The organism is Kitasatospora sp. NPDC059817, assembly GCF_042731835.1.
Taxonomy (GTDB): Bacteria; Actinomycetota; Actinomycetes; order Streptomycetales; family Streptomycetaceae; genus Kitasatospora.
Genome location: NZ_JBHWIR010000001.1, coordinates 58328 through 83107, shown reverse-complemented (window position 1 = coordinate 83107; position 24780 = coordinate 58328). Strand labels below are relative to the sequence as shown.

The following is a 24780-nucleotide window of genomic DNA, read 5'->3' as shown; positions in this document are numbered from 1 at the left end:
CCGTCGGGCCGCGACCGCACTGGAACAGGTTCTACCGGGCTCCGGAGCCCCGGGGCGTTACCCAGGTCACACCGCGGCGCGGCGGGATTCTGCCACTATGGGCCCGTGACCGACCTGACAGAACAGGAAATCCGGGCCGACCGCCCGGCCGGCTCGTTCGCCGGACTGCTGGAGCTGGAACGACTGGACGAGAACACGTTCCGGGGCCACTGCCACGCCGGGGCGCCGATGCGCGCGTTCGGCGGGCAGGTCGCCGCGCAGGCGCTCACCGCCGCCGGCCGCACCTGCGAGGGCCCGCGCGCGGTGCACTCGCTGCACGGCTACTTCCTGCTGCCCGGCGACCCGTCCCAGCCGATCCGCTACGAGGTCGAACGGGTCCGCGAGGGCGTCTCCTACACCACCCGCCGGGTGACGGCGGTGCAGAACCAGAACGCGATCTTCACCCTCTCCGCCTCCTTCAAGCGCCCCGAGACCGCCACCGACCGCCACCGCACGATGCCGCCGCTGCCCGGGCCGGAGGCCCTGCCGGACGCCTTCTCGCTCTGGGATCCGGCCCTGCGCGCGGCGATCACCGGCACCGGCGGCTTCCGCGACCTCGAACTGCGCTTCGTCCCGCCGGACGCGCCGGGCGTGCCGGCGTCCGTGCCGGGGATGCCGCAGCAGTTCGTCTGGCTGCGCATCGCCTCCCCGCTGCCCGAGGGCGACCCGCTCCTGCACGTCTGCGCGCTCACCTACCTGTCCGACCTCACGCTGGCCTCCACCGCCGGCCTGCACGAGCAGCCGAACTTCTTCCAGCGCACCGAGCCGCCCCGGCTGCTGATCGCCTCGCTCGACCACGCGATGTGGTTCCACCGCCCGTTCCGGGCCGACGAGTGGCTGCTGTTCGCCCAGCGCAGCCCGTCCTCCTCGGACGGCCGGGGGCTGTCGCTCGGCGAGTTCTACGACCGGGACGGGCGGCTGGTCGCCTCCGCCGTGCAGGAGTCGCTGATCCGCCGACTGCGCTGATCCACCGACTGCGCCGACCCGGGACAGAACGGGACGGCGCGGGACGGGCCCGGCGACGGTGACCGCACGGCGAACGCAAGGGGGCCGGTCGGCGTCATACTCCTGAGCGGCCCCGGCCCGTATCATGGTGCGGGTGACCAAGGTTGACCTGTCACCACGGCCGGTGGAGGCGATGTCTCCGCGTCAGCTCGAACGCCGCGGAAGCCTGATCGCGGCCGCGCTCGCCCTGGTGAACGAGATCGGCGTCGAACGGCTGCAGATGAAACAGGTCTGCGAGCGGTCCGGAGTCGCCCTGGGGACGGCGTACCGCTACTTCTCCTCCAAGGACCACCTGCTGGCGGCGGCGATCGCCGAGTGGCACCGCCTGCTGCTGGCCGACCTGGTGGCGGAACTGCGCGGTCCGCGCGCCGGGCTGGGGGCCACCGACCGGGCGGTCCGCTTCGTCCGCGGCGGGATGCGGGCCTACCAGCGCCAGCCCGAGCTGGCCCGGCTGCGGGTGTCCGTCGCCGCCTCCACCGATCCGTTCGCCAGCGAGACCCTGCAGGGCATGGCCCGGGCCGACAGCACCGCCCTCCAGGCGGTGACGGCCGAGGTGCCGGCCGCCGCCAGCGACCTGGTGCGGCACATCGTCGCCCACGCCTGGCAGGGCGAGCTGACCGCCTGGGTGACCGGCCGCACCACCCTCGGCGACGCCCGGCGGCGGCTGGAGGACGTGGTGCGGCTGGTGCTGAACCCGTACGAGACGCCGTACCCGGCGCCGTACGAGGTCCCGTCCGGCACCCACCGGCCCTGACCCCGTCCGACGCGACAGCCGGCCCAACTCCCCGGCGCCGGACGGCTTCCGCCCGTGGTTCCGGCTCGCCGCGCACGCCCCGGCCCATGAGCACCCGGCCTGACGGGACGTAAGTCCCCACCCACCGCCTCCCCGGCGCGCCCTCCCGCCCCTCGCGGCACGAACTGGACATAGTGCGACATGCAGCTTTAATCCGCCGATGTCGCCGAAGCCCACGTCCGCCCCCGAGGTAGGAGAGTCCACCCGATGAGCAGCCAGCCGCCGCAGCCCGACCAACGCGCGGAGGAGCCCGACGAACCCGCCGCGACCCTGCCCGCCGACCGGGCGGTGTTCGGGATCAGCGCCGCCCTGGTGCTGGCCGTGGTCGCCTGGGGCGTGTTCGCCGAGGACTCGCTCGGCCGGACCTCCAGCAGCGCGCTCGGCTGGGTCCTGCACAACTTCGGCTGGCTGTTCGTGGTGGCCGCCGACGTCTTCCTCGTCCTCACCGTGCTGCTCGCCTTCAGCCGCTTCGGTCGCATCCGGCTCGGCCGCGACGACGACGAACCCGAGTTCTCCACCCTCGCCTGGGTCGCCATGATGTTCAGCGCCGGAATGGGCATCGGCCTGATGTTCTACGGCGTCGGCGAGCCGCTCCAACTGTTCGCCACCCCGCAACCCGGCTCCGGCCTGGAACCGCAGAGCGCGGCCGCCGCCCAGCAGGCCCTGGAGTTCTCGCTGTTCCACTGGACCCTGCACCCGTGGGCGATCTACGCCGTCGGCGGCCTCGCCCTCGCCTACACCACCTTCCGCAAGGGCCGCGGCAACCGCATCTCCGCCGCCTTCGTCCCGCTCATCGGCCAGCGCGGCGCCGACGGCTGGCCCGGGCGCGCGATCGACCTGCTGGCCGTCTTCGCCACCGTCTTCGGCTCCGCCACCAGCCTGGGCCTCGGCGCGCTCCAGGTCGCCGACGGCCTCGGCTACATCACCTCCGTGCGCAACACCCAGAACGCCCAGCTGATCATCATCGGCTCGCTGACCGCCGCCTTCGTGCTCTCCGCCTTCTCCGGCGTCCACAAGGGCGTCAAGTGGCTCTCCACCGCGAACGTCGTCCTGGCCTCGCTGATCATGCTCTTCGTCTTCGTGTTCGGCCCGACGGTGTTCACGCTGGACGCGATCCCCTCCACCGTCGGCGGCTACCTCTCCGACCTGCTCGGCATGTCCACCCAGACCGGGGCCTTCACCGACGAGAGCTGGCTCGGCTCCTGGACGATCTTCTACTGGGCCTGGTGGCTCTCCTGGGCCCCCTTCGTCGGCACCTTCATCGCCCGCATCTCCCGCGGCCGCACCATCCGGCAGTTCCTGATCGGCGTCCTGCTGGTCCCCAGCGGGGCCACCGTGATCTGGTTCTGCGTGATGGGCGGCACCGCGATCCGGCTGGTCTCCACCGGCGCGGCCGACCTGGTCGCGACCATCCCGAAGGGCGCGGAGGCCTCGCTGTTCGAGATGCTGCGCGCGCTGCCGCTCGGCTCCGCCACCAGCGTCGTCGCCGTGCTGCTGGTGATGACCTTCTTCATCACCAGCGCCGACTCCGCCTCCCTCGTCCTCGGCTCGCTCTCCAGCCGCGGCTCGCTGCACCCGCGCACCTGGCTCGTGGTCGTCTGGGGCGTGCTGATGGGCGGGGTCGCCGCCGCCCTGCTGCTGGCCGGCGGGCTCACCGCGCTGCAGAACGCGACGATCCTGGTCGCGCTGCCGTTCGTGGTCGTGATGCTGCTGCTCTGCGTGTCCCTGGTGAAGGAGCTCCGCGAGGACCCGGCGGCCGGCCCGTCCCGCCTGCACCCCGTGCACGGCCTGCGCGACGCCGTCCGGGTCGCCGTCGGCGAGGCCCTCGCCGAACGCACACCACGCCGCTGACCAGCGCGTACGCCCCACCCGTGCTGGTGGGGCGTACGCGGCCAACCGACGCCCAACCCCCGCCCGGACTTCACCCGCGCGTACCGACCGTTCACACCACCCTGGGACCCTCCCTGTCATGAACGCCAGCCCTCAGGCGCCCTACCAGGAACCGCGCTTCCCGCTCCCCCGGCGCCACCGCCGCCTCCTCGCCGCCACCGCCGTCCTCGCCTCCATCGCCCTCGGCACCTTCGGCGTCGGCGCCACCGTCGAGACCGTCCAGCACGACACCATCGCCGCCACCACGGCCACCGCGAGGAAGTGACCCGCGAGAAAGCGACCGGCGAGAAGGAAACCGACAGGCCGTCCGATCCACCCCCTCAGCACCGCCGTCCGCCCCCGGACGCGGTGCTTCCGCCTTTCCGGCGACGGCGGAGCGGGGCAGCGGAGCGGAGCGCGACGGCGCAGCGGGGCGGCGGACCGGCCTCAGGCGCGCCGCTGCTCCCGGGCCCCGGCCGGCGCGGGGCGGGAGTGGCGGCCGGTGCCGGGGACGGGGTGGAGGTCCGGGGCCGGGGCGTAGCGGGCGGCGGGCGGGCGCAGGAGCCAGCCCGGGGGGCGGCTGCCGCGGGGGGTGGGGGTGATCAGGCCGAGGTTGTGGAGCAGGTCGAGGGCGTCGCGGCGCAGCGCGGTGCGGTCGGCGAGGTAGTCGCGGCGCCAGCGGGCCGGGAGGCCGTACTCGTCGGCGATGTCGCCGAGGAGGCCGTCTATCAGCGCGTCGGGGATCGGGACGTCGCCGCCGGTGGTGGTCTCGCCGGGCAGCGGGCGGACTTCCTCGACCAGGCGTTCGAGGAGCAGCAGGGCGGCCTGCGGCAGGGGGCCGGCGCCGGGGAAGACGAGGTCGGTGAGCTCGTCGGCCGGGTCGAGCAGGGCGACGCCCTCGGTCCGCAGCTCGGTCTCCAGGCCGAGGAAGTCGGCGAGCGCGGCCGGGCCGCTCAGCCGGTGCTCGTGCAGCCAGGCGCGCCGGTCCTCGGGGAGGTCGGCGTCGAGGACGGCGGGGGTCTCGGCGAGCAGGCGGCGCACCGCGGTGGCGGGTTCGGCGTCCGCGGCACGGCGGATCAGGTCGGCGGCGTCGTCGGCGAGGGCGGGCGGGCCGGCCGGGACGGCGCGGGCGAGTTCGCGGTCGACGGTCAGTACGGCGGCCCGGGCGGCGGGGTCGGCCGGGTCGGCCCCGCCGGCCGGCAGGTCGCCGAGGACCTGCCAGTCGGCGAGCGCGGCGAGGGCCATCGCGCGGTCGGCCGGGCCGGCGGCGAGGCCCGGCGCCGCGGCGCGCATGGCGTCGAGCAGCCGCCCGTACGGCAGTTGCTCGGGGGCGTCGACCAACAGGGCAAGGGCGAGGGCGAGTTGGGCGTAACCGGCGGGGGTGAACGGGGCGCCGGTCGCGGGGTGTTCGAGGCGGCGGGCGGCGCCGGGGCCGAGGCCGGCCTTGCAGAGCCGGGCGTGCCAGGGGCCGACGACGAGCCGGTAGCCGAGCAGGGCGTCGAAGCGTTCGACGAGCCAGTCGCGGTGACGGCGGATCAGCGGGAAGCCGTCGGCGTGCGGGCCGGACGCGGTGACCAGCGGGTGGGCGAGCAGCAGCCGGGCGGCGATCCGGCGCTCGGCGGCGGGCAGGTCGACGGCGGGCAGGGCCGGGGCCGAGACGTCCGCGGCAGGAAGGGCCGGGGCGGGGGCCGGTATCGGAAGGTCCTGGCCGGAGCGATCCTGCGCGCCCGGCACCGGGCGGGTGCGCTCGGGCTTGCGGTGCCTTCCGGGCCTGCCCGGCTTGGCGCCTGACCGGACGACGGGCAGCGCGGAGGCGTCCCGCCGGGCACGGCGCAGACCGCCGACGGGGCGGGGCTCCCGGGAGCGCGGGGTGGCGGTGGCGTGCGCGGTGGGGCCGTGCCACCAGCTGACGTCGGCGTCGGGCGCCGCTTCGGCGGGGGCGCCGAGATGGCGGGCCGGGTAGAGGCCGAAGGAGGCGGCACACAGGTCGTCGGCGGTGCCGGGGGCGGCGGCGGCGAACCAGTGGGCGAGCCGGAGCAGGCCCGGGTCGGACGAGAGCGCGGAAGCGGCGCCCGGCTCGGGGGCGGGCCTGGTCGGCGCGGCGTCAGCACGGGGGCCGGACACGGCTTCGGGCGCCGCCCCGGCTGCGGGTTCGCGTACGGCGAGGAGGGCGTCGGTGGCCCTCCGCCCCGTCCCGCCCGTGCGCCCGTCCGGCCTGCCGGTGGCCACCCGGGTGGCGCCGACCGCGTACTCCTGCTGCTCCATGTCGGGGACCAGACTAGACGGTGGCCGGGTCACCCGGTGGCAGCAACCGGCCGCGCGCCGAAGTGACCGGCGGCCCTCCGCTACGCCACCCGCCGGCCCGCACCCGGCGCCGCACCGCCACCCGCCCCGCACCGCCCGGGTTACGCACCGCCCGGGTTACGCACCGGTAACCCGCTCTTCCGCCGCACCGACGGGTCGCCTAGGGTTCGTCCCACTCCCCCACCGCCCGACCCCGGAGGTCAGCAGCCGCATGAGCATCCGTACGACCACCCGTGCCGTCCTCGGCGGCCGCCTGCGCTCGGCCGCCGGCCTGCTCGGCGGCTTCGCGGCCGCCTCGGCGACGCACCTCGGCGCGATCGCCTCCGGCGCGTCCGTGCTGCAGAACGCCACCAAGCCGGCCCTGATGCCGCTGCTGGCCGCGCACAGCGTCGCCGCGGCCGCCGGCGCCGGGCGGCGGGCGCCGAAGCCGCTGGCCCCGGCGCTGCTGCTGAGCGCGGGCGGGGACGTGCTGCTCCAGCTGAAGAACGACACCGCGTTCCTGGCCGGGATGGGCTCGTTCGCGGCGGCGCACATCTGCTACGTGACGATGTTCGTCCGGCGCGGGGCGCTGACCGACCGTCGGCGGGCCCTGGTGGTGGCGGCCGCGTACGCAACCGCCTGGGTGGCCATGGTCGGGCAGCTCTGGCCGGACCTCGGGGACCTGCGGATCCCGGTGGCCGGCTACAGCCTGCTGCTCGCCTCCACGGCCGTCACCTCGGCCGGGCTGGGCTGGCGGACCGGGCTGGGCGGGGCGCTGTTCCTGCTGTCCGACACGCTGATCGCCACCCAGCTGGCGAAGTGGCGGGAGCTGCCGGGACATCAGTTCTGGATCATGGCGACGTACGTCCTGGCCCAGTACCTGCTGGCCAGCGGCACCCTCCGGCACGAGCACGAGCACGGGCACAAGCACGGGCACGAACTCGGGCACGGGCCTCAGCAGCAGCGCAAGCCCGCGCCGCAGGCCGGCTGACACGCCTGTGCGCCGCCGGCCCGGTCAGGGTCCGACGGCGCGCGGGAAAGACAAAAAGGCGCGGTGCCCATCAGGCACCGCGCCGCCGCAGCAGCCAGAAGCCTCCGACGCCGCCCGCCACCAGGGCCAGGCCCCCGGCCAGCTCCGCCGGATCGGCCGCGACCGAACCGCCGAGGCCGGTGTTGACGGCACCGTGCGGGGCGACCTGCTGGCCGCCGGCGCCGGACTGGCCGAGCGAACCCGCCCACTCGCCGGCCGCCTTGCCCCAGTCGCCGAGGCCTTTCTCGGGACCCTTCTCGGGACCCTTCTCGGGACCCTTCTCGGGACCCTTCTCAGGGCCTTTCTCGGAGCCCTTGTCAGAGCCCTTGTCGGAGCCGGCGACCGGGACGCCGGCGACCGCGACCTTGGTGGAGAACGCTCCGCCGTCCGGGCAGGTGCCGTCGATCTTGTTGTCCCCGGAGTGCTGGCCGGCCAGCCGGGCCGAGCCGCTGTGCTTGCCGTCGGAGCCCAGGGTGAGAGTGGCCGGACCGCCCTCGAACGCGGCGGAGTGGGCGGTGATGGTCTTGGCGTCGGGCTTGTCCGACTTCTCACAGGAGACCGTGAGCTTCACGGTCTGGCCCGGTGCGGCCTGGGACGGGCTGACCGAGGCCGAGCCGTCCCTGGCGGATGCAAGGGGGGCCGTCAGGCCGGTCAGCACCGTCGCGCCGATCAGGGCGGCGGCGGCCGTACGCATGGGGCGCATGCCGGAACCTCCGGGATTCTCGGGCGCAGCCGGGGGGACTCCGATGTCCACGTGGTCGAACAACTGCACCCGGTTATGCCCGACAGTAGGCAGCCCGCCCGGACCCGGCCACCGGTCGGGACCGTTCGGGTTACCGCCCCTCACCCAGGGTGATTCACAGGTCGAGGTCCACCACGACCGGCGCGTGGTCCGAGGTGCCCTTGCCCTTGCGGGCCTCGCGGTCCACATAGCTGTCGGTGACGGCGTCCACGAAGGGCTTGTTGGCGTAGGTGAGGTCGATCCGCATGCCCCGGTTCTTGGGGAAGGCCAGCTGGCGGTAGTCCCAGTAGGTGTAGGGGCGGTCGTACTTGAGCGGGCGCGGCACCACGTCGTGCAGGCCCACCTCGCCGAGGGCCTCCAGCGCCGCCCGCTCGGCGGGGGTGACGTGGGTGAGGCCCTCGAACGCGGCGACGTCGTAGACGTCCTCGTCGGCGGGAGCGATGTTGAAGTCCCCGAGGACGGCGAACGGGCGGGGCCCGGCGGCGTCCTCGGTGGCGGCCGTGCGCAGCGCCTGCAGCCACTCCAGCTTGTAGCGGTAGTGGGCGTGGTCGACCTCGCGGCCGTTGGGCACGTAGACCGACCAGACCCGGACCGGGCCGCAGGTGGCGGCGACGGCGCGCGGCTCGACGTCGGGCAGCAGGGCGCCGTCGGCGAGGTAGCCGGGCTGGCCGGGCAGGTCGCGCACGACGTCGTCCAGGCCGAGCCGGGACACGATCGCGACGCCGTTCCACCGGCCGGTGCCGTGGGCCGCCGTCTCGTACCCGAGGGCACGCACCTCCTCGTACGGGAAGGCGTCGGCCGCGCACTTGAGCTCCTGGAGGCAGAGCACGTCGGGCTTGGCGCTCTCCAGCCACTCCAGGAGCTTGGGCAGCCGCGCGGTGACGGAGTTGATGTTCCAGGTGGCGATGCGGACGGTCACGGCGGGCGGCCTTCCCGGTGGTTCGGTACGGACGGGTGGTTCGGTACGGACGGGTGCTTCGGTACGGACAGGTGGTCCGGTCAAGACGAGGGGTGGGCACCCCCCGAGGGGACGCCCACCCCGAACATACCGCCCGGCACCGACAGCGCGGCCCGGCCGGCCTGCGGCCCGGTCAGCCCGTGGGCCGGACCACCGCCGCGGAGCCGCCTCCGCGCCGGACCGGTTCGGCCGCGGCCACCCACCGCCCGTCCGGCAGCCGTTCGACGCCGGTCGCGGCGCCGATCTCGGCGACGGACGTGAAGCTGTGCCCGAGCGCCTCCAGGGCGGCCCGTTCGGGCAGCGCCAGGAAGCCGGGCTCGGCCTGGGTGGCGACGGTGTTGCGCTGGCTGGCGCGCGGTGCGGCGATGGCCTGTTCCAGGCTCAGGCCCCGGTCGAGCCGCCCGAGCAGCACCTGGAGGGTGGTGGTGATGATGGTCGCGCCGCCGGGGCTGCCGGTGGCCAGCAGCGGTTCGCCGTCGCGCAGCACGATGGTCGGGGAGATCGAGGAGCGCGGCCGCTTGCCCGGCCCGGGCAGGTTGGGGTCGGGGACGCCCGGGGTGAGCGGGGTGAAGTCGAAGTCGGTGAGCTCGTTGTTGAGCAGGAAGCCGCGGCCGGGGACGGTGATGCCGCTGCCGCCGGTCTGCTCGATGGTGAGGGTGTAGGAGACGACGTTGCCCCAGCGGTCGGCCACGCTGAGGTGGGTGGTGTTGGGGCCCTCGTAGGGCTCGGCGACGGCGGGGCCGGCCTCGGCGCAGTCGGCGGGGTGGCGCGGGTCGCCGGGGGCGAGCGGGCTGGTGAGGGCGCGGTCGGGGCTGATCAGGCAGGCCCGGGAGGCGGCGTAGCGCGCGGAGAGCAGTTCCTTGGTGGGGACGTCGCCGAAGGCCGGGTCGCCGACCCAGCGGTTGCGGTCGGCGAAGGCGATCCGGGAGGCGTCCAGGAAGTGGTGGTAGTACTGCGTGTCGCTGTACGCGCCGAGGTCGCCGTCCTCCAGGATGCCGAGCGCCTCGCCGACGGTGGTGCCGCCGGAGCTGGAGGGGGCGATGGAGTAGACGTCGTAGTCCCGGTACGGGACGTGGGTGGGCGCCTGGCGGCGGACCTGGTAGGCGGCGAGGTCGGCGGTGTCGATCTTGCCGGGGCGGGCCTTGCGGCCGGAGGCCGGGTCGACCGGCGGGTGCTGGACGGTGTCGGCCACGTCCTTGCCGAGGTCGCCCTGGTAGAAGGCCTTGACGCCGTCCTTGGCGAGCAGCCGGTAGGTGGCGGCGAGGTCGGGGTTGCGCAGGACGGTGCCGACCTCGGGGGGCTTGCCGCCGGGCAGGTAGAGCTTGGCGGTGTCCGGGAAGTCCTTGAACCGGTCGTAGTTGTCGGCGGTCTGGCCGTGGAAGGTCTGGTCGACGACGAAGCCGTTGTCGGCGATCCGCTCGGCGGGCTTGAGGGCGTCGGCGAGCGTGCGGGTGCCCCACTGGCGCAGGGCGGTGTCCCAGGTGGCGGCGGTGCCGGGGACGCCGACGGACAGGCCGCTGGTGACGGCGTCGGCGAAGGCCAGCGGCTTGCCGTCCTCCAGGAACAGCCCGCTGTCGGCGGTGCGGCCGGCCACCTCGCGGCCGTCGATGGTGTGCACCCGGCCGGTGGCGTGGTCGTAGTAGACGAAGTACCCGCCGCCGCCGATGCCGGAGGAGTAGGGCTCGGTGACGCCGAGGGCGGCCGCGGTCGCGACCGCCGCGTCGACCGCGTTGCCGCCCTTGCGCAGCACCTCGATGCCGGCCGCGGTGGCGTCGGCGTCGACGCTGGCCACCGCTCCGCCCCGGCCCACCGCCTCGGGGGCCTTCGGCGGCGGGGCCGCCCCCGCCGCCCCGGCCGGCCCGGCGCAGGACCAGACCAGGGCGGTGGCGAGCAGCAGCGGTGGTGCGATCCGGGCCAGAGCCCTCATCCGAGTCCTCCTGAGTCGACGTCAACTCCGTTGTCTCACAGGAGGCATGATCCCGACAATCACACCGCACCGCTACCAACCGGTAGTTGACGCGGCCGACGCGATCGGGGAGAGGACGGTCAGACGCCGCTGCGCTCGACCCGGCGCCGCTTGATGGTGCGGAACCGGCGGGCGACCTGCCGGGCGAGGTCGGCGGCGCCGACCAGGCCGGCCTCGTTGCCGAGTGCGGCGTGCACGATGCTGGCCTCGGGCCGGAAGCCGCGCCCGGTGAGGGTGCGGCGGAAGGTGTCCCGGGCCGGGCCGAGCAGCAGGTCGCCGGCCTCGGAGACGCCGCCGCCGATGACGAAGCGGCCCGGGTCGAGCGCGGCGGCCAGGTTGGCGATGCCGACGCCGAGCCAGGTGCCGACCTCGTAGAGCAGTTCGGTGGCGGTCGGGTCGCCGGCCCGGGCGGCCTCGGTGACCAGCGGTCCGGTGATGCCCTCGACGGTGCCGCCGGCCCGGGCGAGCAGCGGCTGCACCACCGGGGACTCCTCGGCGACGAGTTCGCGGGCGTCGCGCACCAGCGCGTTGCCGGAGGAGTACTGCTCCCAGCAGCCGCGGTTGCCGCACGGGCAGCGGTGGCCGCCGGGCAGCACCTGCATGTGGCCGAACTCGCCCGCCAGGCCGTACTTGCCGCGGTCGACGTAGCCGTCGCGGACGACGGCGCCGCCGATGCCGGTGCCCAGGGTGAGCATCACCATGTGGTCCTCGCCGCGCCCGGCGCCGAAGCGCCATTCGGCCCAGGCGGCGGCGTTGGCGTCGTTCTCGACGATCACCGGGAAGCGCAGCCGCTCGCTGAGCGCCTGCTGGAGCGGCTCGCCCCGCCAGTTCAGGTGCGGAGCGAACAGCACCGTGGAGCGGTCGGCGTCGACCCAGCCGGCCGCGCCGATGCCGACGGCGTGGACGTCGTGCCGGTCGGCGAGCTCCAGCACCAGGTCGACGATGACGTTCTCGACGACCTTGGCGCTCTTGCTCTTGTCGGGGGTGTCGGTGCGCAGCTTCTCCAGCACCGTGCCCTCGCCGTCGACCACTCCGGCGACCACCTTGGTGCCGCCGATGTCGACGCCGATGGTGGGCAGTCGCAGTATCCCGGCGGGCAGGGCGCGGCGGCGGCGCTCGGCGCGGGGGCCGAGGCCGAGCAGGGTGGGCAGGACGGCCGGCCGGGTGCTGCCTTGGGGGCTGGTCACGGCTACGGACGCTCCTCACGGGGCTCGGGGTCAGGACGGGGCTCGGGGTCGGTGCGGGGCCGGGGTTCGGTGCGGGGCTCAGGCTCGGTGGGCCGGGCCAGCTCGTGCGAGAGTTCGGCGAGGTCGGAGCCGCCGGCCATCTCGGTGGTGAGCTGTTCGAGGCCGATCTCGGTGCGCGGGTGGCTGCCGGCCATCCGGCCCCGCTTGAGCAGGGTGAAGTGGTCGCCGACCAGGTACGCGTGGTGCGGGTTGTGGGTGATCAGGACGACCCCGAGCCCGGCGTCGCGGGCGGCGGTGACGTACTTGAGCACCACTCCGGACTGCTTGACGCCGAGCGCCGCGGTCGGCTCGTCCAGGATGAGCACCTTGGCGCCGAAGTGCACGGCCCGGGCGATCGCGACGCACTGGCGCTGGCCGCCGGAGAGGGTGCCGATCGGGCGGTCCACGTCGTGCAGGTCGATGCCCATCCGGGCGAGCGCCTCGCGGGTGGTGGCGCGCATCGCCTCGGCGTCCAGGCGCAGGCCGCCCCAGCGGCGGTGGCCCTGCTCGGAGCCGAGGAAGAAGTTGCGCCAGACCGGCATCAGCGGGACGACGGCGAGGTCCTGGTAGACGGTGGCGATGCCGCGGTCCAGGGCCTGGCGCGGGGAGTCGAGCCGGACCTCCTCGCCGCCGACGGTGTAGGTGCCCTCGTCGTGCTGGTGCAGCCCGGAGATGATCTTGATCAGGGTGGACTTGCCGGCGCCGTTGTCGCCGAGCACGCAGCTGATCTCGCCGGCGTGCAGGGTGAGCGAGACGTCCTGGAGGGCGCGGACGGTGCCGTAGCTCTTGCCGACGCCCTCCAGGGCGAGCAGTTCGGTCCTCATCGGGGCCCCCGTTCGGCCTGGCGCTTGACGTACGCGTTCAGCAGGGCGGCGAGCAGCAGCATCGCGCCGAGGAAGAACTTGAACCAGTCCGGGTTCCACTGGGCGTAGATGATCCCCTTGCTGGCCATGCCGAAGATCAGCGCGCCGAGCGCGGAGCCGACCACCGAGCCGTAGCCGCCGGTGATCAGGCAGCCGCCGATGACGGCCGCGACGATGTAGATCAGCTCGTTGCCGACGCCCTCGCCGGACTGCACGGTGTCGAAGGAGAACAGCAGGTGCTGGCCGAGCACCCAGGCGCCGAAGCCGACGCCGAGGTAGAGCAGGGTCTTGGTGCGGGCGACCGGCACACCGACCGCGCGGGCGGCGTCCGCGTCGCCGCCGACGGCGAAGATCCAGTTGCCGAAGCGGGTGCGCAGCAGCACCCAGCTGCCGACCGCGAGCAGGCCGAGCCACCACCAGACGGTGGCCTTGATCGTCAGTCCGCCGACGGTGACCTCGGAGGCGAACAGCCAGCGGCAGGCGGCGAAGCCCTCCATGTCGGAGATCGGCTTGGTGGAGACGGTGCCGGAGACCAGCTTGGTGACGCCGAGGTTGGCACCGGTCAGCATCAGGAAGGTGCCGAGGGTGACGATGAAGCTGGGCAGCCGGGTGCGGCCGAGCATCCAGCCGTTGAAGGCGCCGACGGCCAGGGTGACGGCGAGCGAGACCAGCACGCCGACCCAGGTCACCGCGGTGAACTGGTAGGAGACCATCGAGGAGGTCAGCGCGGCGGTGGTGACCAGCACGCCCGCCGACAGGTCGAACTCGCCGCCGATCATCAGCAGCGAGACCGGGACGGCCATGATCCCGATGGTGGACGCCGCGTAGAGCACGGTGCCCAGCGAGGAGACCCGCAGGAAGGGTTCGGCGGCCACCGCGAAGACGGTGAACACCGCGACGGCGGCGATCAGCGAGCCGAGCTCGGGGCGGGCGAGGAGGCGGCGCAGCGCGGCCGGGCGGTCCTGGGCGAGGACGTCGGTGGTGCTCACCTGGTCCCCCTCGCGACGTACTCGGCGAGCGCGTCGGCGTCGTCCTTGGTCAGGACCTGCGGGCCGGTCGCGACGGGCTTGCCGCCGCCGAGCATGTCCAGGTTGGACTTGTACAGCCAGAGCAGGTCGACGCCCTCGTAGCCCTGGAGGTAGGGCTGCTGGTCGACGGCGAAGCCGACGGAGCCGGACTTGAGGCCGGCCACCACCTGCGGCCCCAGGTCGAAGGTGTCGAGCTCGACGGCGCGGTGGACGTCCTGGACGGCCTGGAGGCCGGTGGCGGCCATCGGGCCGGAGAGGGTGAGCACGGTGTCGATGGCCGGGTCGGCCTGGAGCTTGGCGGAGATCGCGGCGCGGGCGTCGGGCATGTTGACGCCGTCCACGTACAGCACCTGGAAGGCGCCGCCGGCCTTGGACTGGGCGCCGGAGCAGCGCTGCTCCTGGCCGATGTTGCCCTGCTCGTGGATGACGCAGAGCACGTTCTTGCGGCCGCGGCCGGCCAGCTCGGTGCCGGCCGCCTGGCCGGCGGTGGACTCGTCCTGGCCGATGTGGGTGAGCGCGCCGAACTTGGCGGAGTACTCCTGGCCGGAGTTGACGGTGATCACGGGGATGCCGGCGGCCTTGGCCTTGCCGAGGACGTCGGCCATGGCGTCGCCCTTGGCGAGGGTGACCAGCAGGCCGTCGACCTTCTGGTCGATGGCGGCCTGGACGAGCTGGACCTGGTTCTGGGTCTGCGCGTCGTTGGAGTACAGGAAGGTGATGTTGTCCTTGGCGGCGGCCTGCTCGGCACCCTTGCGCACGCTGTCCCAGAAGGCGTCGCCGGCCCCGGCGTGGGTCACCATGGCGACCTTCCAGCGCGGGGTGGTGACGGCGCTGCCGCCGGCGGCCGACGCCTTGGCGCGGGCCTCCTCGGCACGGCGGCCTCCGGTACTGCTGCAACCGGCCGCTGTGACCGCGAGTGCCAGGAGGGCGCAGACGGGCCAGAAGCGGCGGGACGGGCGAAAGCGGGTTGTGCTCATCCCCCTAGTCTCTCTGGCCGGGCGGCACGTGGATGACACCGCCTCGCCCGGCGGCGCCCGCGACGCGGGAGGTAAGGTGCCCCGGGGGACCTTCCTGGAAGTTCGCTGGACATCTCGTCCGGACGACGGCCGTCCGGGTGGCAGACTTAGCGCCGACCCGAAACAGGAACATCACAGGAAACGTGATGTTCCTCTCAGGTTCCGCACAGATTCGGATGGCAACCGATCATCGGTTCAGCGCCGTCCAATGCCATTGGAGTGCGTTCGGGCGAGTGGGGCTCGGGCGGCCAGCAACCCGGATACGAGAACTTGATGCAACTGACAGGTACGCCATTCTTCATCCTCACCGTCATCCTGGTGCCGGTGTCCATCGCGGTGGCGCTCCTGTACTGGGGCAAGGTCCGCGGGCCGAACCCGGTGCGGATCCTGTCCAGGCTCGTCATGATCATGTTCTGCCAGATCACGGCCGTGCTGATGGTCTTCGTGATGGTCAACAACGCCAACCTGATCTACGGCAACTGGGACGACCTGCTCGGCACCGGCGACCACGTCCGGGCCGTGCCGCAGGTGGCGCCGGCCGACCAGGGCGGCGCCGCGGGCAAGGACGGCGCCGGCCAGGGCACTGGCGACGCGGCCAAGCAGCCGCCGAAGGCGCTCCAGAAGTTCGCCGGCGTGGGCGACCCGGCGGTGCCCGGCGACGTCCAGAAGACCGAGCTCAAGGGCCAGGTGTCCGGGGTCGACGGCGAGGTCCTGGTCTGGCTGCCGCCGCAGTACAACGACCCGGCGTTCAAGGACAAGAAGTTCCCGGTGGTCGAGCTGATCCCGGGCTACCCGGGCTCCTCCTCCACCTGGTACGGCACCCTCAAGGTCTCCGAGCAGCTCAAGCCGCTGATGCAGCAGGGCAAGGTCTCCCCGTTCATCCTGGTCTCGCCGCGCACCCTGCTCCTCGGCAACCACCAGGACGCCGGCTGCACCGACATCCCCGGCAAGATCAACGCCGACGCCTGGCTCACCCGGGACGTCCCGCAGATGATCATGGACAACTTCCGCGCCGACCCGTCCCCGGACCGCTGGGGCATCGCCGGCTACTCGGCCGGCGCCCACTGCGCGGCCAAGCTGTCCCTGGCGCACCCCAACCGGTACCGGGCCGCGATCTCGATGTCCGGCTACAACGACCCGGCGTCCGAGAACGACTCCCTGGTCGGCAAGGACCCGAAGCTGCGCGAGGCCAACAACCCGGTCAACATCCTCAAGAGCGCCCAGCAGCCGCCGAAGGTCAACCTCTACATCAGCGGCAAGAAGGGCGACGGCCTGGAGGACGGCCAGGCGATCGCGGCGGCGGCCAAGGAGCCGACCAAGGTGCAGGTCCAGGAGAGCAACGGCCCGCACACCACCGAGCTGTGGAAGACCATGGTGCCGAGCATCTTCGAGTGGATGACCTCGGTCATCCCGCCGCAGTAGTCCCACGCAGTAGTCCCACGCAGTAACGATCATGCAGGAGGGCCCGCCGCAAGCACTCGCGGCGGGCCCCTCCTGCATGCGGCACGGCTCTCAGGCCCGGCCGTCAGACCCAGCCCTCGGACCCGGCCGTCCCGACCCGTCAGGCCAGTTCGAGCGCCAGGTAGAAGTCCACCCGGTCCTCCAGCCGGGAGAGGTCACGGCCGGTCAGCTCCTCGATCCGGCCGATCCGGTAGCGCAGGGTGTTGACGTGGACGTGCAGCTGCGCGGCGCAGCGCGTCCAGGAGCCGTCCGAGCGCAGGAACGCCTCCAGGGTGCGGACCAGGTCCGCCTGGTGCTCGATGTCGTACGCGATCACCTTGTCCAGCAGCCGGCTGCGGAAGGCGCGGCGGACCTCGTCCGGGACGGCCGCCAGCAGCAGCACGTGCGAGGCCAGCTCCTCGGGGCCCGCCACGCAGACCCGGCCGACCCGGGCGGCGGCGATCCGGCGGGCGTGCCGGGCCTCCTCCAGGGCGCCGCGCAGGCCGCCGGCCTCGGAGGCGGGGGCGGAGACGCCGAGGGTGATCCGGCCCTCCGAGCCGAGGCCCGCCTCCAGCGGGGCGAGCAGGTCGCGCAGGGTCTCGGCGGGCACCGGGCCGTCCAGGGCGGGCAGCACCACGACGGCGCCGGAGCCGGCCCCGGCGACCAGCGCGCGGTCGGTGGTGCCGCCCAGCGCCTCCTCCAGGACGGCGCGCACCACGCCCTCGGGCAGGCCGGTGCCCTCGGCGCTGAGCACCAGCCAGGACCCGTCCTGGGCCTGGGGTTTGGGCTCGACGCTCTCGTAACGGGCGGCCATCGCCGTGGAGGCGTACAGGGTGCGGCTGATCTCGGCCGGGTCGGCGTCGCGCTGGAGCAGGGCCAGCACCTCGTCGGCGAGGCGGCGGCGCAGCCGGCGGCCCTCGTCGCGGCGGTGGCGCTCGGCGGCGACCAGCCGGGCCAGGTTCTCGGCGAGCTGCTGGCGCTTGGCGGTCCACTCGGTGACGTCGCCGGCCACCGCGAGCACCCAGTCGGCCAGCGGCGCCTGGTGGTCGGCCGAGGCCGGGGCGGGCAGCAGCGAGTAGGAGCCGCCGGCCAGGCGGGCCCGGTGCGGGGGGCGGCGGCGCTGGCGCTGGGCACCGAGGTGGGCGCGGACCAGCTGGTCGCGGTCCTCGGCCGGGAGGCGGTCGGCGGGGCCGGCGATCACCGCGCCGGTGGGGGTGAGCACCCAGCAGTCGAGGTCGAGGTCGCCGCCGAGCAGGTCCAGCACCGCGTCCAGCCCGCCGCCGCCGGCCGCCGAGACCAGCAGGCGGTGCCGGTCGACGAGGGCGGCGAGGTCGGCGGCGCGGTCGGCGGAGACCTGGCGGCCGATGAACTCGGTGACGGTGCCGAAGGCGATGTCGTCGGGGACGGCCAGCAGCGGCATCCGGTGCCGCCGGCAGGCCTCCACCAGGTCCTCGGGCACCGGGCCGACCTCGGCCTCGCCGGCCGCCAGGGCGACCGCGCCGCCGGCCACGATGGTCCGCACGAACCGCTCGGAGTCGGCCGGGGCGGTGCGCCACAGCATGCCGGTGAGCACCAGCTCGCCGCCGTGCAGGTAGCGGCCGGGGTCGTGCAGGTCCGTGGTCATGACGCCGCTGACCTGCCGGTCCAGCTCGTCCTCGGCCGCGAGCAGGCGCAGTCGCGGGGCGCCGGGGGCGAGCAGGTCACGGACACGCATCCGCGGACTCCTAACGGGGCTGAGGGTGGGATGGGGCTGAGGGGGTGGGCCGAACGGGGGAGGCCCGAGCGTTCGGTCGGGGGTCACAGTGTGCCCGAACATCCGTACTTGTCGTCACGTCCGGGCGGGCGACCGGATCACGGGCCCGTCGCTTGCGAATCACGGCCGGATTACGGTCGTAGGTAGCACCTGGTGAACACCTGGGCTGCGCATTCCTCTCCTTAGAGGAACGTACAGGATGCCGGGCGGGAGCACAGCCGGGGCTTCATGCCATCGGTGACTGCCTGTGGGCCCCGTCCCGGCGGTTCACTGGGCGACACGCCGCCGGACGCAGCCCGGTGACCGGGGCCCGACGCGGAGGCGACGAAGCGGTTGGTTGAGAGGTCCGAACACCGAGTTCCGGGCACTGTGCCCACCCGTCCGGCAGGCGACGACTTGAGGAGACACCCGCATGGAGTTCCTTCGGCCCGCTACCTGGGACGAGGCACTCGCGGCGAAGGCCGAGCACCCGACCGCACTGCCCATCGCGGGCGGTACGGACGTCATGGTCGAGCTGAACTTCGACGTGCACCGGCCATCCGCGATTCTCGATCTGAACCGCATCACCGAGCTCACCCAGTGGTCGAACGACGGCGGCGTCGTCCGGCTCGGCGCCTCCGTCCCCTACTCCCGGATCATCGACGAGCTGTCCGGGCCGCTGCCCGGGCTTGCGCTGGCGGCCCACACCGTCGGCTCCCCGCAGATCCGCAACCGCGGCGGCGTCGGCGGCAACCTCGGCGCAGCCTCCCCGGCCGGCGACTCCCACCCGGCGCTGCTGGCGGCCGGCCGGGACGTCCTGGTCGAGGCCGCCTCCGTGCGCGGCACCCGGCTGATCCCGATCGACGACTTCTACGTCGGCGTGAAGCGCAACAGCCTGGAGGCCGACGAGCTGATCCGGGCCGTGCGCATCCCGGTGGCGGACGGCCCGCAGCAGTTCTCGAAGATCGGCACCCGCAACGCCATGGTGATCGCGGTCTGCGCCTTCGGTTTCGCCCTCCACCCGAAGAACAGCACCGTCGGCACCGGCATCGGCTCGGCCGCCCCCACGCCGCGCCGCGCCGTCGAGGCCGAGGAGTACCTGGGGGGCGTGCTCGCCGAGCGCGGCCTCTGGGAGTCCGGCGACCTGCTGGGCGCCGAGGTGGTCCAGCGCTTCGGCGAGCTGGTCAAGGCGGCCGCCTCGCCGATCGACGACGTCCGGGGCACCGCCGACTACCGCCGGCACGCACTGGCCGTGATGGCCCGCCGCACCCTCACCTGGACCTGGAACGACTACAGCAAGCAGATCAGGAGCGCGGCATGAGGGTGACTTTCACCGCCAACGGCAAGCCGGTCGAGGCGGACGACGTCTGGGAGGGCGAGAGCCTCCTGTACGTGCTGCGCGAGCGGGTCGGCCTGCCGGGCTCCAAGAACGCCTGCGAGCAGGGCGAGTGCGGCTCCTGCACGGTCTACCTGGACGGCGTGCCGGTCTGCAGCTGCCTGGTCGCGGCCGGCCAGGTGCAGGACCGCGAGGTGCGCACGGTCGAGGGCCTGACCGACGAGAACGGCGAACTCGGCCTCGTCCAGCAGGCGTTCATCGACGCCGGCGCCGTCCAGTGCGGCTTCTGCACCCCCGGCCTGCTGGTGCAGACCGACGCGCTGCTGGAGCGGGACGCCCAGCCGAGCGACAACGACATCCGCGAGGCGCTGTCGGGCAACCTCTGCCGCTGCACCGGCTACGAGAAGATCATGGACGCGGTGCGGCTGGCGTCCGCCCGCACGTGCGCCGGAAAGGCCGTGTCGCAATGACCACCCGCACCATCCAGGGGCAGAAGAACCTCCAGGACATCCGGCAGGCCAGCAAGGACGGCATCGGCGGCTCACCGCTGCGCCCGGACGGCCACCTCAAGGTCAAGGGCGAGTTCGCGTACTCCTCCGACATGTGGCACGAGGACATGCTCTGGGGCACGGCGCTGCGCTCGCCGCACCCGCGCGCCACCATCCTGTCGGTGGACATCTCCGAGGCGCTCAAGGTGCCCGGCGTCTACGCCGTCCTCACCCACCAGGACATCCCCGGCGCGAAGTACTACGGCCTGGAGATCCAGGACCAGCCGGCCCTGGCCATCGACAAGGTCCGCTACCACGGCGAGGCGATCGCCCTGGTCGCGGCCGACCACCCGGAGACCGCCCGCCGCGCGGTGAAGAAGATCAAGGTCGAGTACGAGGTGCTCACCCCGATCGTCACCGAGGAGCAGTGCCTCGACCCCGCCACCCACGGCTACGTGCACGAGCCGCACGAGTACAAGTCGCACGGGTACGGCAACATCTGCCACGAGCAGCGGCTGGTCTCCGGCCTCGGCGTCACCGACGAGGTCCGCGCGCTCGCGGACGTCGTCGTCAGCGGCGACTACGAGGTCGGCATGCAGGACCAGGCCTTCCTCGGCCCCGAGTCCGGCCTCGCGGTGCCCGCCGAGGACGGCGGCATCGACCTCTACATCGCCACCCAGTGGCTGCACGTCGACCGCCAGCAGATGGCCCCGGTGCTCGACCTGCCCGAGGAGAAGGTCCGGCTCACCCTGGCCGGCGTCGGCGGCGCCTTCGGCGGCCGCGAGGACCTGTCGATGCAGATCCACGCCTGCCTACTGGCCCAGCACACCGGCAAGCCCGTCAAGATCGTCTACGCCCGCGACGAGTCCTTCTTCGGCCACGTGCACCGCCACCCCGCCAGGATGCACTACGAGCACGGCGCCACCCGCGACGGCAAGCTGGTCTTCGCCGACTGCCGGATCGTGCTGGACGGCGGCGCGTACGCCTCCGCCTCGCCCGCCGTGGTCGGCAACGCGGCCTCGCTCGGGCACGGCCCGTACGTGATCCCGAACGTGCGGATGCACGCCATCGCGCTCTACAGCAACAACCCGTCCTGCGGCGCCATGCGCGGCTTCGGCGCCGTCCAGGCCGCGTTCGGCTACGAGTCGCAGATGGACAAGCTGGCCGCCGAACTCGGCATGGACCCGGTCGAGTTGAGGCAGCTCAACGCCATGTCGGAGGGCGACCGCATGCCCACCGGCCAGCAGATCGACTCGCCCGCCCCGGTCGCCGAACTGCTGCGGCGCGCCAAGGAGATGCCGCTGCCGCCGCCGCTGGACACCGAGCACCCGGACGTGCGCCAGCTCCCCGGGGCGCTGTCCAACACCTCGCACGGCGAGGGCATCGTGCGCGGCGTCGGCTACTCGGTCGGCATCAAGAACGTCGGCTTCTCCGAAGGCTTCGACGACTACTCCACCGCCCGGGTGCGCCTGGAGGTGATCGGCGGCGAGCCCGTCGCCATGGTGCACACCGCGATGGCGGAGGTCGGCCAGGGCGGCGTCACCGTGCACGCCCAGATCGCCCGCACCGAGCTGGGCGTCGAACTGGTCACCATCCACCCGGCCAACACCGAGGTCGGATCGGCCGGATCGACCTCCGCCTCGCGCCAGACGTACATGACCGGCGGCGCCGTGAAGCTCGCCGCCGAGGCGGTCAGGCGGGCACTGATCGAGAAGGGCCGCCGCCGCTACGGCTGGACCCACGGCGACATCACGCTGATCGCCGGGAAGGTCGTCTCAAAGAGCGCCGGCGTGCTGGTCCCCATGGTCGACCTGCTCGGCGAGGAGGCCATCGACCTCACCCGCGAACACCACCACCGCCCGACCGTCCCCTTCGACAAGGAGACCGGGCAGGGCTTCGGCCACGTCCAGTACACCTTCTGCGCCAACCGCGCGGTGGTCGACGTGGACGTCGAACTGGGCCTGGTCAAGGTCGTCGAGCTCACCGCCGTCCAGGACGTCGGCAAGGCGCTCAACCCGCTCTCCGTCGTCGGCCAGATCCAGGGCGGCTGCACCCAGGCGCTCGGCCTCGCCGTGATGGAGGAGATCATCGTGCGGGACGGGAAGGTGCGCAACGCCTCCTTCACCGACTACCTGATCCCCACCATCCTCGACACCCCGCCGATCCCGGTGGAGATCCTCGAACTGCCCGACCCGCACGCCCCGTACGGGCTGCGCGGCGTCGGCGAGGCCCCGACCGTGTCGGCGACGCCGTCGATCGTGGCAGCCATCCGCAACGCCACCGGCCTGGCCCTCAACCGGATCCCGGTCCGGCCCGAGCACCTGACCACGGAGGCCCCCGGAGCCTGACGCCCCCGGAGCCCGCAAGCTCCCCCGGGCTCCGGGCCCCGGGGAGCACGGCCGGGGTGCAGGAGAACCTCCCCGGGGCGGCGACCGGCTTCCCCCCCGCCCCCGGGCCGCGCCCCCCCGCCCCCCCCCCCCCCCGGCGCCACCCACCCGCCGGGCCCACCGCGGGGGGGCCTTGACAACCCCCCGGGGGCGCCGCCCCACCCCCCCCCCCCCCCGGGGCCGCTCCACCGCGCCACCCCCACTCGCGTGCACCACCCACCGGCACGCGACCGCACCATCCCGCTGCCTCTCCCACGCCGGGGTTCTGCAGCGGTGCGCACCACCCACGCACCGCAGGCACCGCCACAGTGCGCCCAGTGAGTCGAGCAGTCCCCCTGCGCCAACCTCGTTGACTGGCAGTCAGGTCGGCTCGCCCACCCCAACCCCCTTTGACACTTGGGAGTGGACATGACCCAGATCCCCACGGAACACAGCCCCACGGAAGAGAGACCCACCGAGGACGACACCGCCGCGCCCGCCCCCGCCCCGGCCCCCGCGCCGAAGAACGCACTGGACGCGTACTTCAAGATCACGGCCCGGGGATCGACCTTCGGCAACGAGATCCGCGGCGGCCTCACCACCTTCATGGCGATGGCCTACATCGTGCTGCTCAACCCGATCATCCTGAGCGGCGCCGACGTCAACGGCCTCAAGCTGGACCACGCGCAGCTCACCACCGCGACCGCGCTCGCCGCCGCCGTCACCACGATCCTGATGGGCGTGGTCGGCAACGTCCCCCTGGCGGTCGCCGCCGGGCTCTCGGTCTCCGGCGTGATATCCGCGCTGGTGGTGCCGCACACCACCTGGCCCCAGGCCATGGGCCTGTGCGTGATCTACGGCCTGCTGATCGTCCTGCTGGTCGTGTCCGGGCTCCGCGAGAAGATCATGAACGGCATCCCGCTGCCGCTCAAGCACGCCATCACCATCGGCATCGGCCTCTTCGTCTCACTGATCGGCCTGGTCAAGGCCGGCTTCGTGCACACCGGCGGCCCCACGCCGCTCGCGCTCGGCCCCTTCGGCGAGCTGGCCGGCTGGCCCGTCCTGGTCTTCTGCCTCACCGTGCTGACGATCTTCGTCCTGCTGGCCCGCAACGTCCGCGGCGCGATCCTGATCGGCATCGCCGGCGGCACCGTGGCGGCCTTCGTCATCAACGCGGTCGCCGACCTCCCCGCGAAGACCTGGGTCAGCTCCGCCCCGGTGTGGCCGGGCAGTCCGGTCTCCGCGCCCGACTTCGGCCTCTTCGGCCACGTCGACCTCTTCGGTGCCTTCGGCAGCCACGGCCTGGGCGCCATCAGCGCCTCGGTCGCCGTCTTCACCCTGGTACTGGCCGGCTTCTTCGACGCGATGGCCACCATCATCGGCGTCGGCACCGAGGCCGGGCTGGCCGACAAGCAGGGCCGGATGCCCGGCCTCTCCAAGGCCCTGTTCATCGACGGGGCCGGCGGCGCCATCGGCGGCCTGTCCGGCGCCTCCGGCCAGACCGTGTTCGTCGAGTCCGCCACCGGTGTCGGCGACGGCGCCCGCACCGGCCTCGCCTCGACCGTCACCGGCGGCGTGTTCGCGCTGATGCTGTTCTTCTCGCCGCTCGCCGCGATCGTCCCGACCGAAGTGGCCTCCGCCGCCCTCGTCGTGATCGGCTCGATGATGATGAGCCAGGCCCGGCACATCGACTGGTCCGACCGCGAGGTCGCCATCCCGGCCTTCCTCACCTGCACCCTGATGCCGTTCACCTACAGCATCACCGCCGGTGTCGCCGCGGGCGTCATCTCGTACACGGTCATCAAGGCGGGCACCGGCAGGTGGCGCGAGCCCGGCCCGCTGATGTGGATCCTCACCGGGGTCTTCGTGGTCTACTTCGCGCTCACCCCGATCAAGTCCTGGCTGGGCGTGCACTAGGCCTTCTCGGCCGGAGAGGACCTGGCCGCACCGCCGCCGTGCGGGAATCGTTTCCCGTACGGCGGCACCTCCCGTCTACCCTCGCTTGTGTAAGGAGCTCCCCGACATGCAGGACATCGCCGAGCAGTTGCAGGCCTGGCACGCGGCCGGGCGCTCCTTCGCCGTGGCCACCGTCGTCGGTGTCTCCGGCAGCGCGCCCCGCGACCCAGGGGCGGCCCTGGCCGTCGACGCGGCCGGCGAGGCGATCGGCAGCGTCTCCGGGGGCTGCGTCGAGGGCGCCGTCTACGAGCTGTGCCAGGCCGCCATCGAGTCCGGCGAACCCGTGCTGGAGCGGTTCGGCTACAGCGACGAGGACGCCTTCGCCGTCGGCCTGACCTGCGGCGGCGTCCTCGACGTGTTCGTCCAGCCGATCCGGCCCGGGGCCGACGACGGACTCGACGCCGGCATCGCCTACATCGCCTCCGGCACCCCGGTCGCGCTCGCCCGGGTGATCGCCGGGCCCGACGGACTCGTCGGCGCCACCGTCGCCGTCACCGCCGACACCCACCACGGCGCCCTCTCCCCACCCCATACCCCCCCCCCCCCCCCGCCCCCCCCCGCGCCCCCCCGCCGCCCCGGCGCCCAGGGCCCCCGCCAGCCCCCCCCCGACCCGCGGGTCACGGGGCGGGCGCACCCAGCGCCGG

The 24780-nt window shown here is 73.6% G+C and carries 20 protein-coding genes; 11 read left to right on the top strand and 9 right to left on the bottom strand.

Annotated features, from left to right (window positions below; translation table 11 throughout):
- Positions 1-105: 105 nt before the first annotated feature.
- The 4 genes from ACFV61_RS00360 (at position 106) to ACFV61_RS00345 (ending at position 3992) form a co-directional block, all read left to right on the top strand.
- On the top strand, positions 106-1005 hold the full coding sequence (locus tag ACFV61_RS00360; protein ID WP_380489191.1) for an acyl-CoA thioesterase: 900 nt from the start codon (positions 106-108) through the stop codon (positions 1003-1005).
- A gap of 133 nt (positions 1006-1138) precedes the next feature.
- Positions 1139-1798 (top strand): TetR/AcrR family transcriptional regulator, encoded by a 660-nt coding sequence (locus ACFV61_RS00355; protein WP_063351543.1) that lies wholly within the window; start codon positions 1139-1141, stop codon positions 1796-1798.
- Between the two features lie 246 nt (positions 1799-2044).
- Positions 2045-3688, top strand: a complete 1644-nt coding sequence (locus tag ACFV61_RS00350) for a BCCT family transporter (protein WP_363367186.1) — start codon at positions 2045-2047, stop codon at positions 3686-3688.
- 118 nt (positions 3689-3806) lie between these two features.
- On the top strand, positions 3807-3992 hold the full coding sequence (locus ACFV61_RS00345; RefSeq protein WP_063350032.1) for a hypothetical protein: 186 nt from the start codon (positions 3807-3809) through the stop codon (positions 3990-3992).
- A gap of 161 nt (positions 3993-4153) precedes the next feature.
- On the opposite strand, the gene ACFV61_RS00340 is transcribed toward ACFV61_RS00345, so the two are convergent.
- Complete coding sequence (locus ACFV61_RS00340; protein ID WP_380489189.1) at positions 4154-5971, bottom strand: DUF2398 family protein; 1818 nt, start codon at positions 5969-5971, stop codon at positions 4154-4156.
- Positions 5972-6221: 250 nt separating this feature from the next.
- Here ACFV61_RS00340 and ACFV61_RS00335 point away from each other — a divergent pair, with 250 nt between their 5' ends.
- Positions 6222-6980 carry a lysoplasmalogenase gene (locus ACFV61_RS00335; RefSeq protein ID WP_380489186.1) on the top strand — a complete coding sequence of 253 codons (759 nt, stop codon included), beginning with the start codon at positions 6222-6224 and terminating at the stop codon, positions 6978-6980.
- Positions 6981-7050: 70 nt separating this feature from the next.
- On the opposite strand, the gene ACFV61_RS00330 is transcribed toward ACFV61_RS00335, so the two are convergent.
- From ACFV61_RS00330 to ACFV61_RS00300, 7 genes are all read right to left on the bottom strand, one after another.
- On the bottom strand, positions 7051-7722 hold the full coding sequence (locus tag ACFV61_RS00330; protein WP_380489183.1) for a hypothetical protein: 672 nt from the start codon (positions 7720-7722) through the stop codon (positions 7051-7053).
- Positions 7723-7876: 154 nt separating this feature from the next.
- Positions 7877-8680 carry an exodeoxyribonuclease III gene (locus ACFV61_RS00325; RefSeq protein ID WP_063350028.1) on the bottom strand — a complete coding sequence of 268 codons (804 nt, stop codon included), beginning with the start codon at positions 8678-8680 and terminating at the stop codon, positions 7877-7879.
- Positions 8681-8852: 172 nt separating this feature from the next.
- Positions 8853-10646 (bottom strand): gamma-glutamyltransferase, encoded by a 1794-nt coding sequence (gene ggt, locus ACFV61_RS00320; protein WP_380423608.1) that lies wholly within the window; start codon positions 10644-10646, stop codon positions 8853-8855.
- A 119-nt stretch (positions 10647-10765) separates the two neighbouring features.
- Positions 10766-11872, bottom strand: a complete 1107-nt coding sequence (locus ACFV61_RS00315; RefSeq protein WP_063350026.1) for an ROK family glucokinase — start codon at positions 11870-11872, stop codon at positions 10766-10768.
- Between the two features lie 2 nt (positions 11873-11874).
- Positions 11875-12735, bottom strand: coding sequence for an ATP-binding cassette domain-containing protein (locus ACFV61_RS00310; protein WP_380489181.1), 861 nt, complete (start codon positions 12733-12735; stop codon positions 11875-11877).
- Entirely contained in the window at positions 12732-13763 is a 1032-nt protein-coding gene (locus ACFV61_RS00305) for an ABC transporter permease (protein ID WP_063350025.1), read from the bottom strand. Before ACFV61_RS00305 ends, ACFV61_RS00310 begins: the two co-directional genes overlap by 4 nt.
- Positions 13760-14779 carry a sugar ABC transporter substrate-binding protein gene (locus ACFV61_RS00300; protein WP_380489178.1) on the bottom strand — a complete coding sequence of 340 codons (1020 nt, stop codon included), beginning with the start codon at positions 14777-14779 and terminating at the stop codon, positions 13760-13762. The genes ACFV61_RS00305 and ACFV61_RS00300 overlap by 4 nt, the downstream gene beginning before the upstream one ends.
- A gap of 312 nt (positions 14780-15091) precedes the next feature.
- Between ACFV61_RS00300 and ACFV61_RS00295 the strand changes: the two genes are divergently transcribed.
- Positions 15092-16240 (top strand): alpha/beta hydrolase, encoded by a 1149-nt coding sequence (locus tag ACFV61_RS00295; RefSeq protein WP_380489175.1) that lies wholly within the window; start codon positions 15092-15094, stop codon positions 16238-16240.
- Positions 16241-16379: 139 nt separating this feature from the next.
- Here ACFV61_RS00295 and ACFV61_RS00290 read toward each other — a convergent pair whose 3' ends face one another.
- Entirely contained in the window at positions 16380-17972 is a 1593-nt protein-coding gene (locus ACFV61_RS00290) for a PucR family transcriptional regulator (protein WP_380340180.1), read from the bottom strand.
- A gap of 451 nt (positions 17973-18423) precedes the next feature.
- On the opposite strand from ACFV61_RS00290, the gene ACFV61_RS00285 reads away from it, so the two are divergent.
- The 5 genes from ACFV61_RS00285 to ACFV61_RS00265 all read left to right on the top strand — a co-directional run.
- Positions 18424-19311 (top strand): FAD binding domain-containing protein, encoded by an 888-nt coding sequence (locus tag ACFV61_RS00285; RefSeq protein ID WP_380489173.1) that lies wholly within the window; start codon positions 18424-18426, stop codon positions 19309-19311.
- Positions 19308-19796: a (2Fe-2S)-binding protein gene (locus ACFV61_RS00280; protein WP_063350020.1), complete on the top strand. Its 489-nt coding sequence runs from the start codon at positions 19308-19310 to the stop codon at positions 19794-19796. The genes ACFV61_RS00285 and ACFV61_RS00280 overlap by 4 nt, the downstream gene beginning before the upstream one ends.
- On the top strand, positions 19793-22162 hold the full coding sequence (gene pucD / locus ACFV61_RS00275; protein ID WP_380489171.1) for a xanthine dehydrogenase subunit D: 2370 nt from the start codon (positions 19793-19795) through the stop codon (positions 22160-22162). Before ACFV61_RS00280 ends, pucD begins: the two co-directional genes overlap by 4 nt.
- A gap of 447 nt (positions 22163-22609) precedes the next feature.
- Positions 22610-24097: an NCS2 family permease gene (locus tag ACFV61_RS00270; RefSeq protein WP_380340184.1), complete on the top strand. Its 1488-nt coding sequence runs from the start codon at positions 22610-22612 to the stop codon at positions 24095-24097.
- 106 nt (positions 24098-24203) lie between these two features.
- A partial coding sequence (locus ACFV61_RS00265) for an XdhC family protein (protein ID WP_380489169.1) occupies positions 24204-24780 on the top strand: 577 nt, incomplete at its 3' end.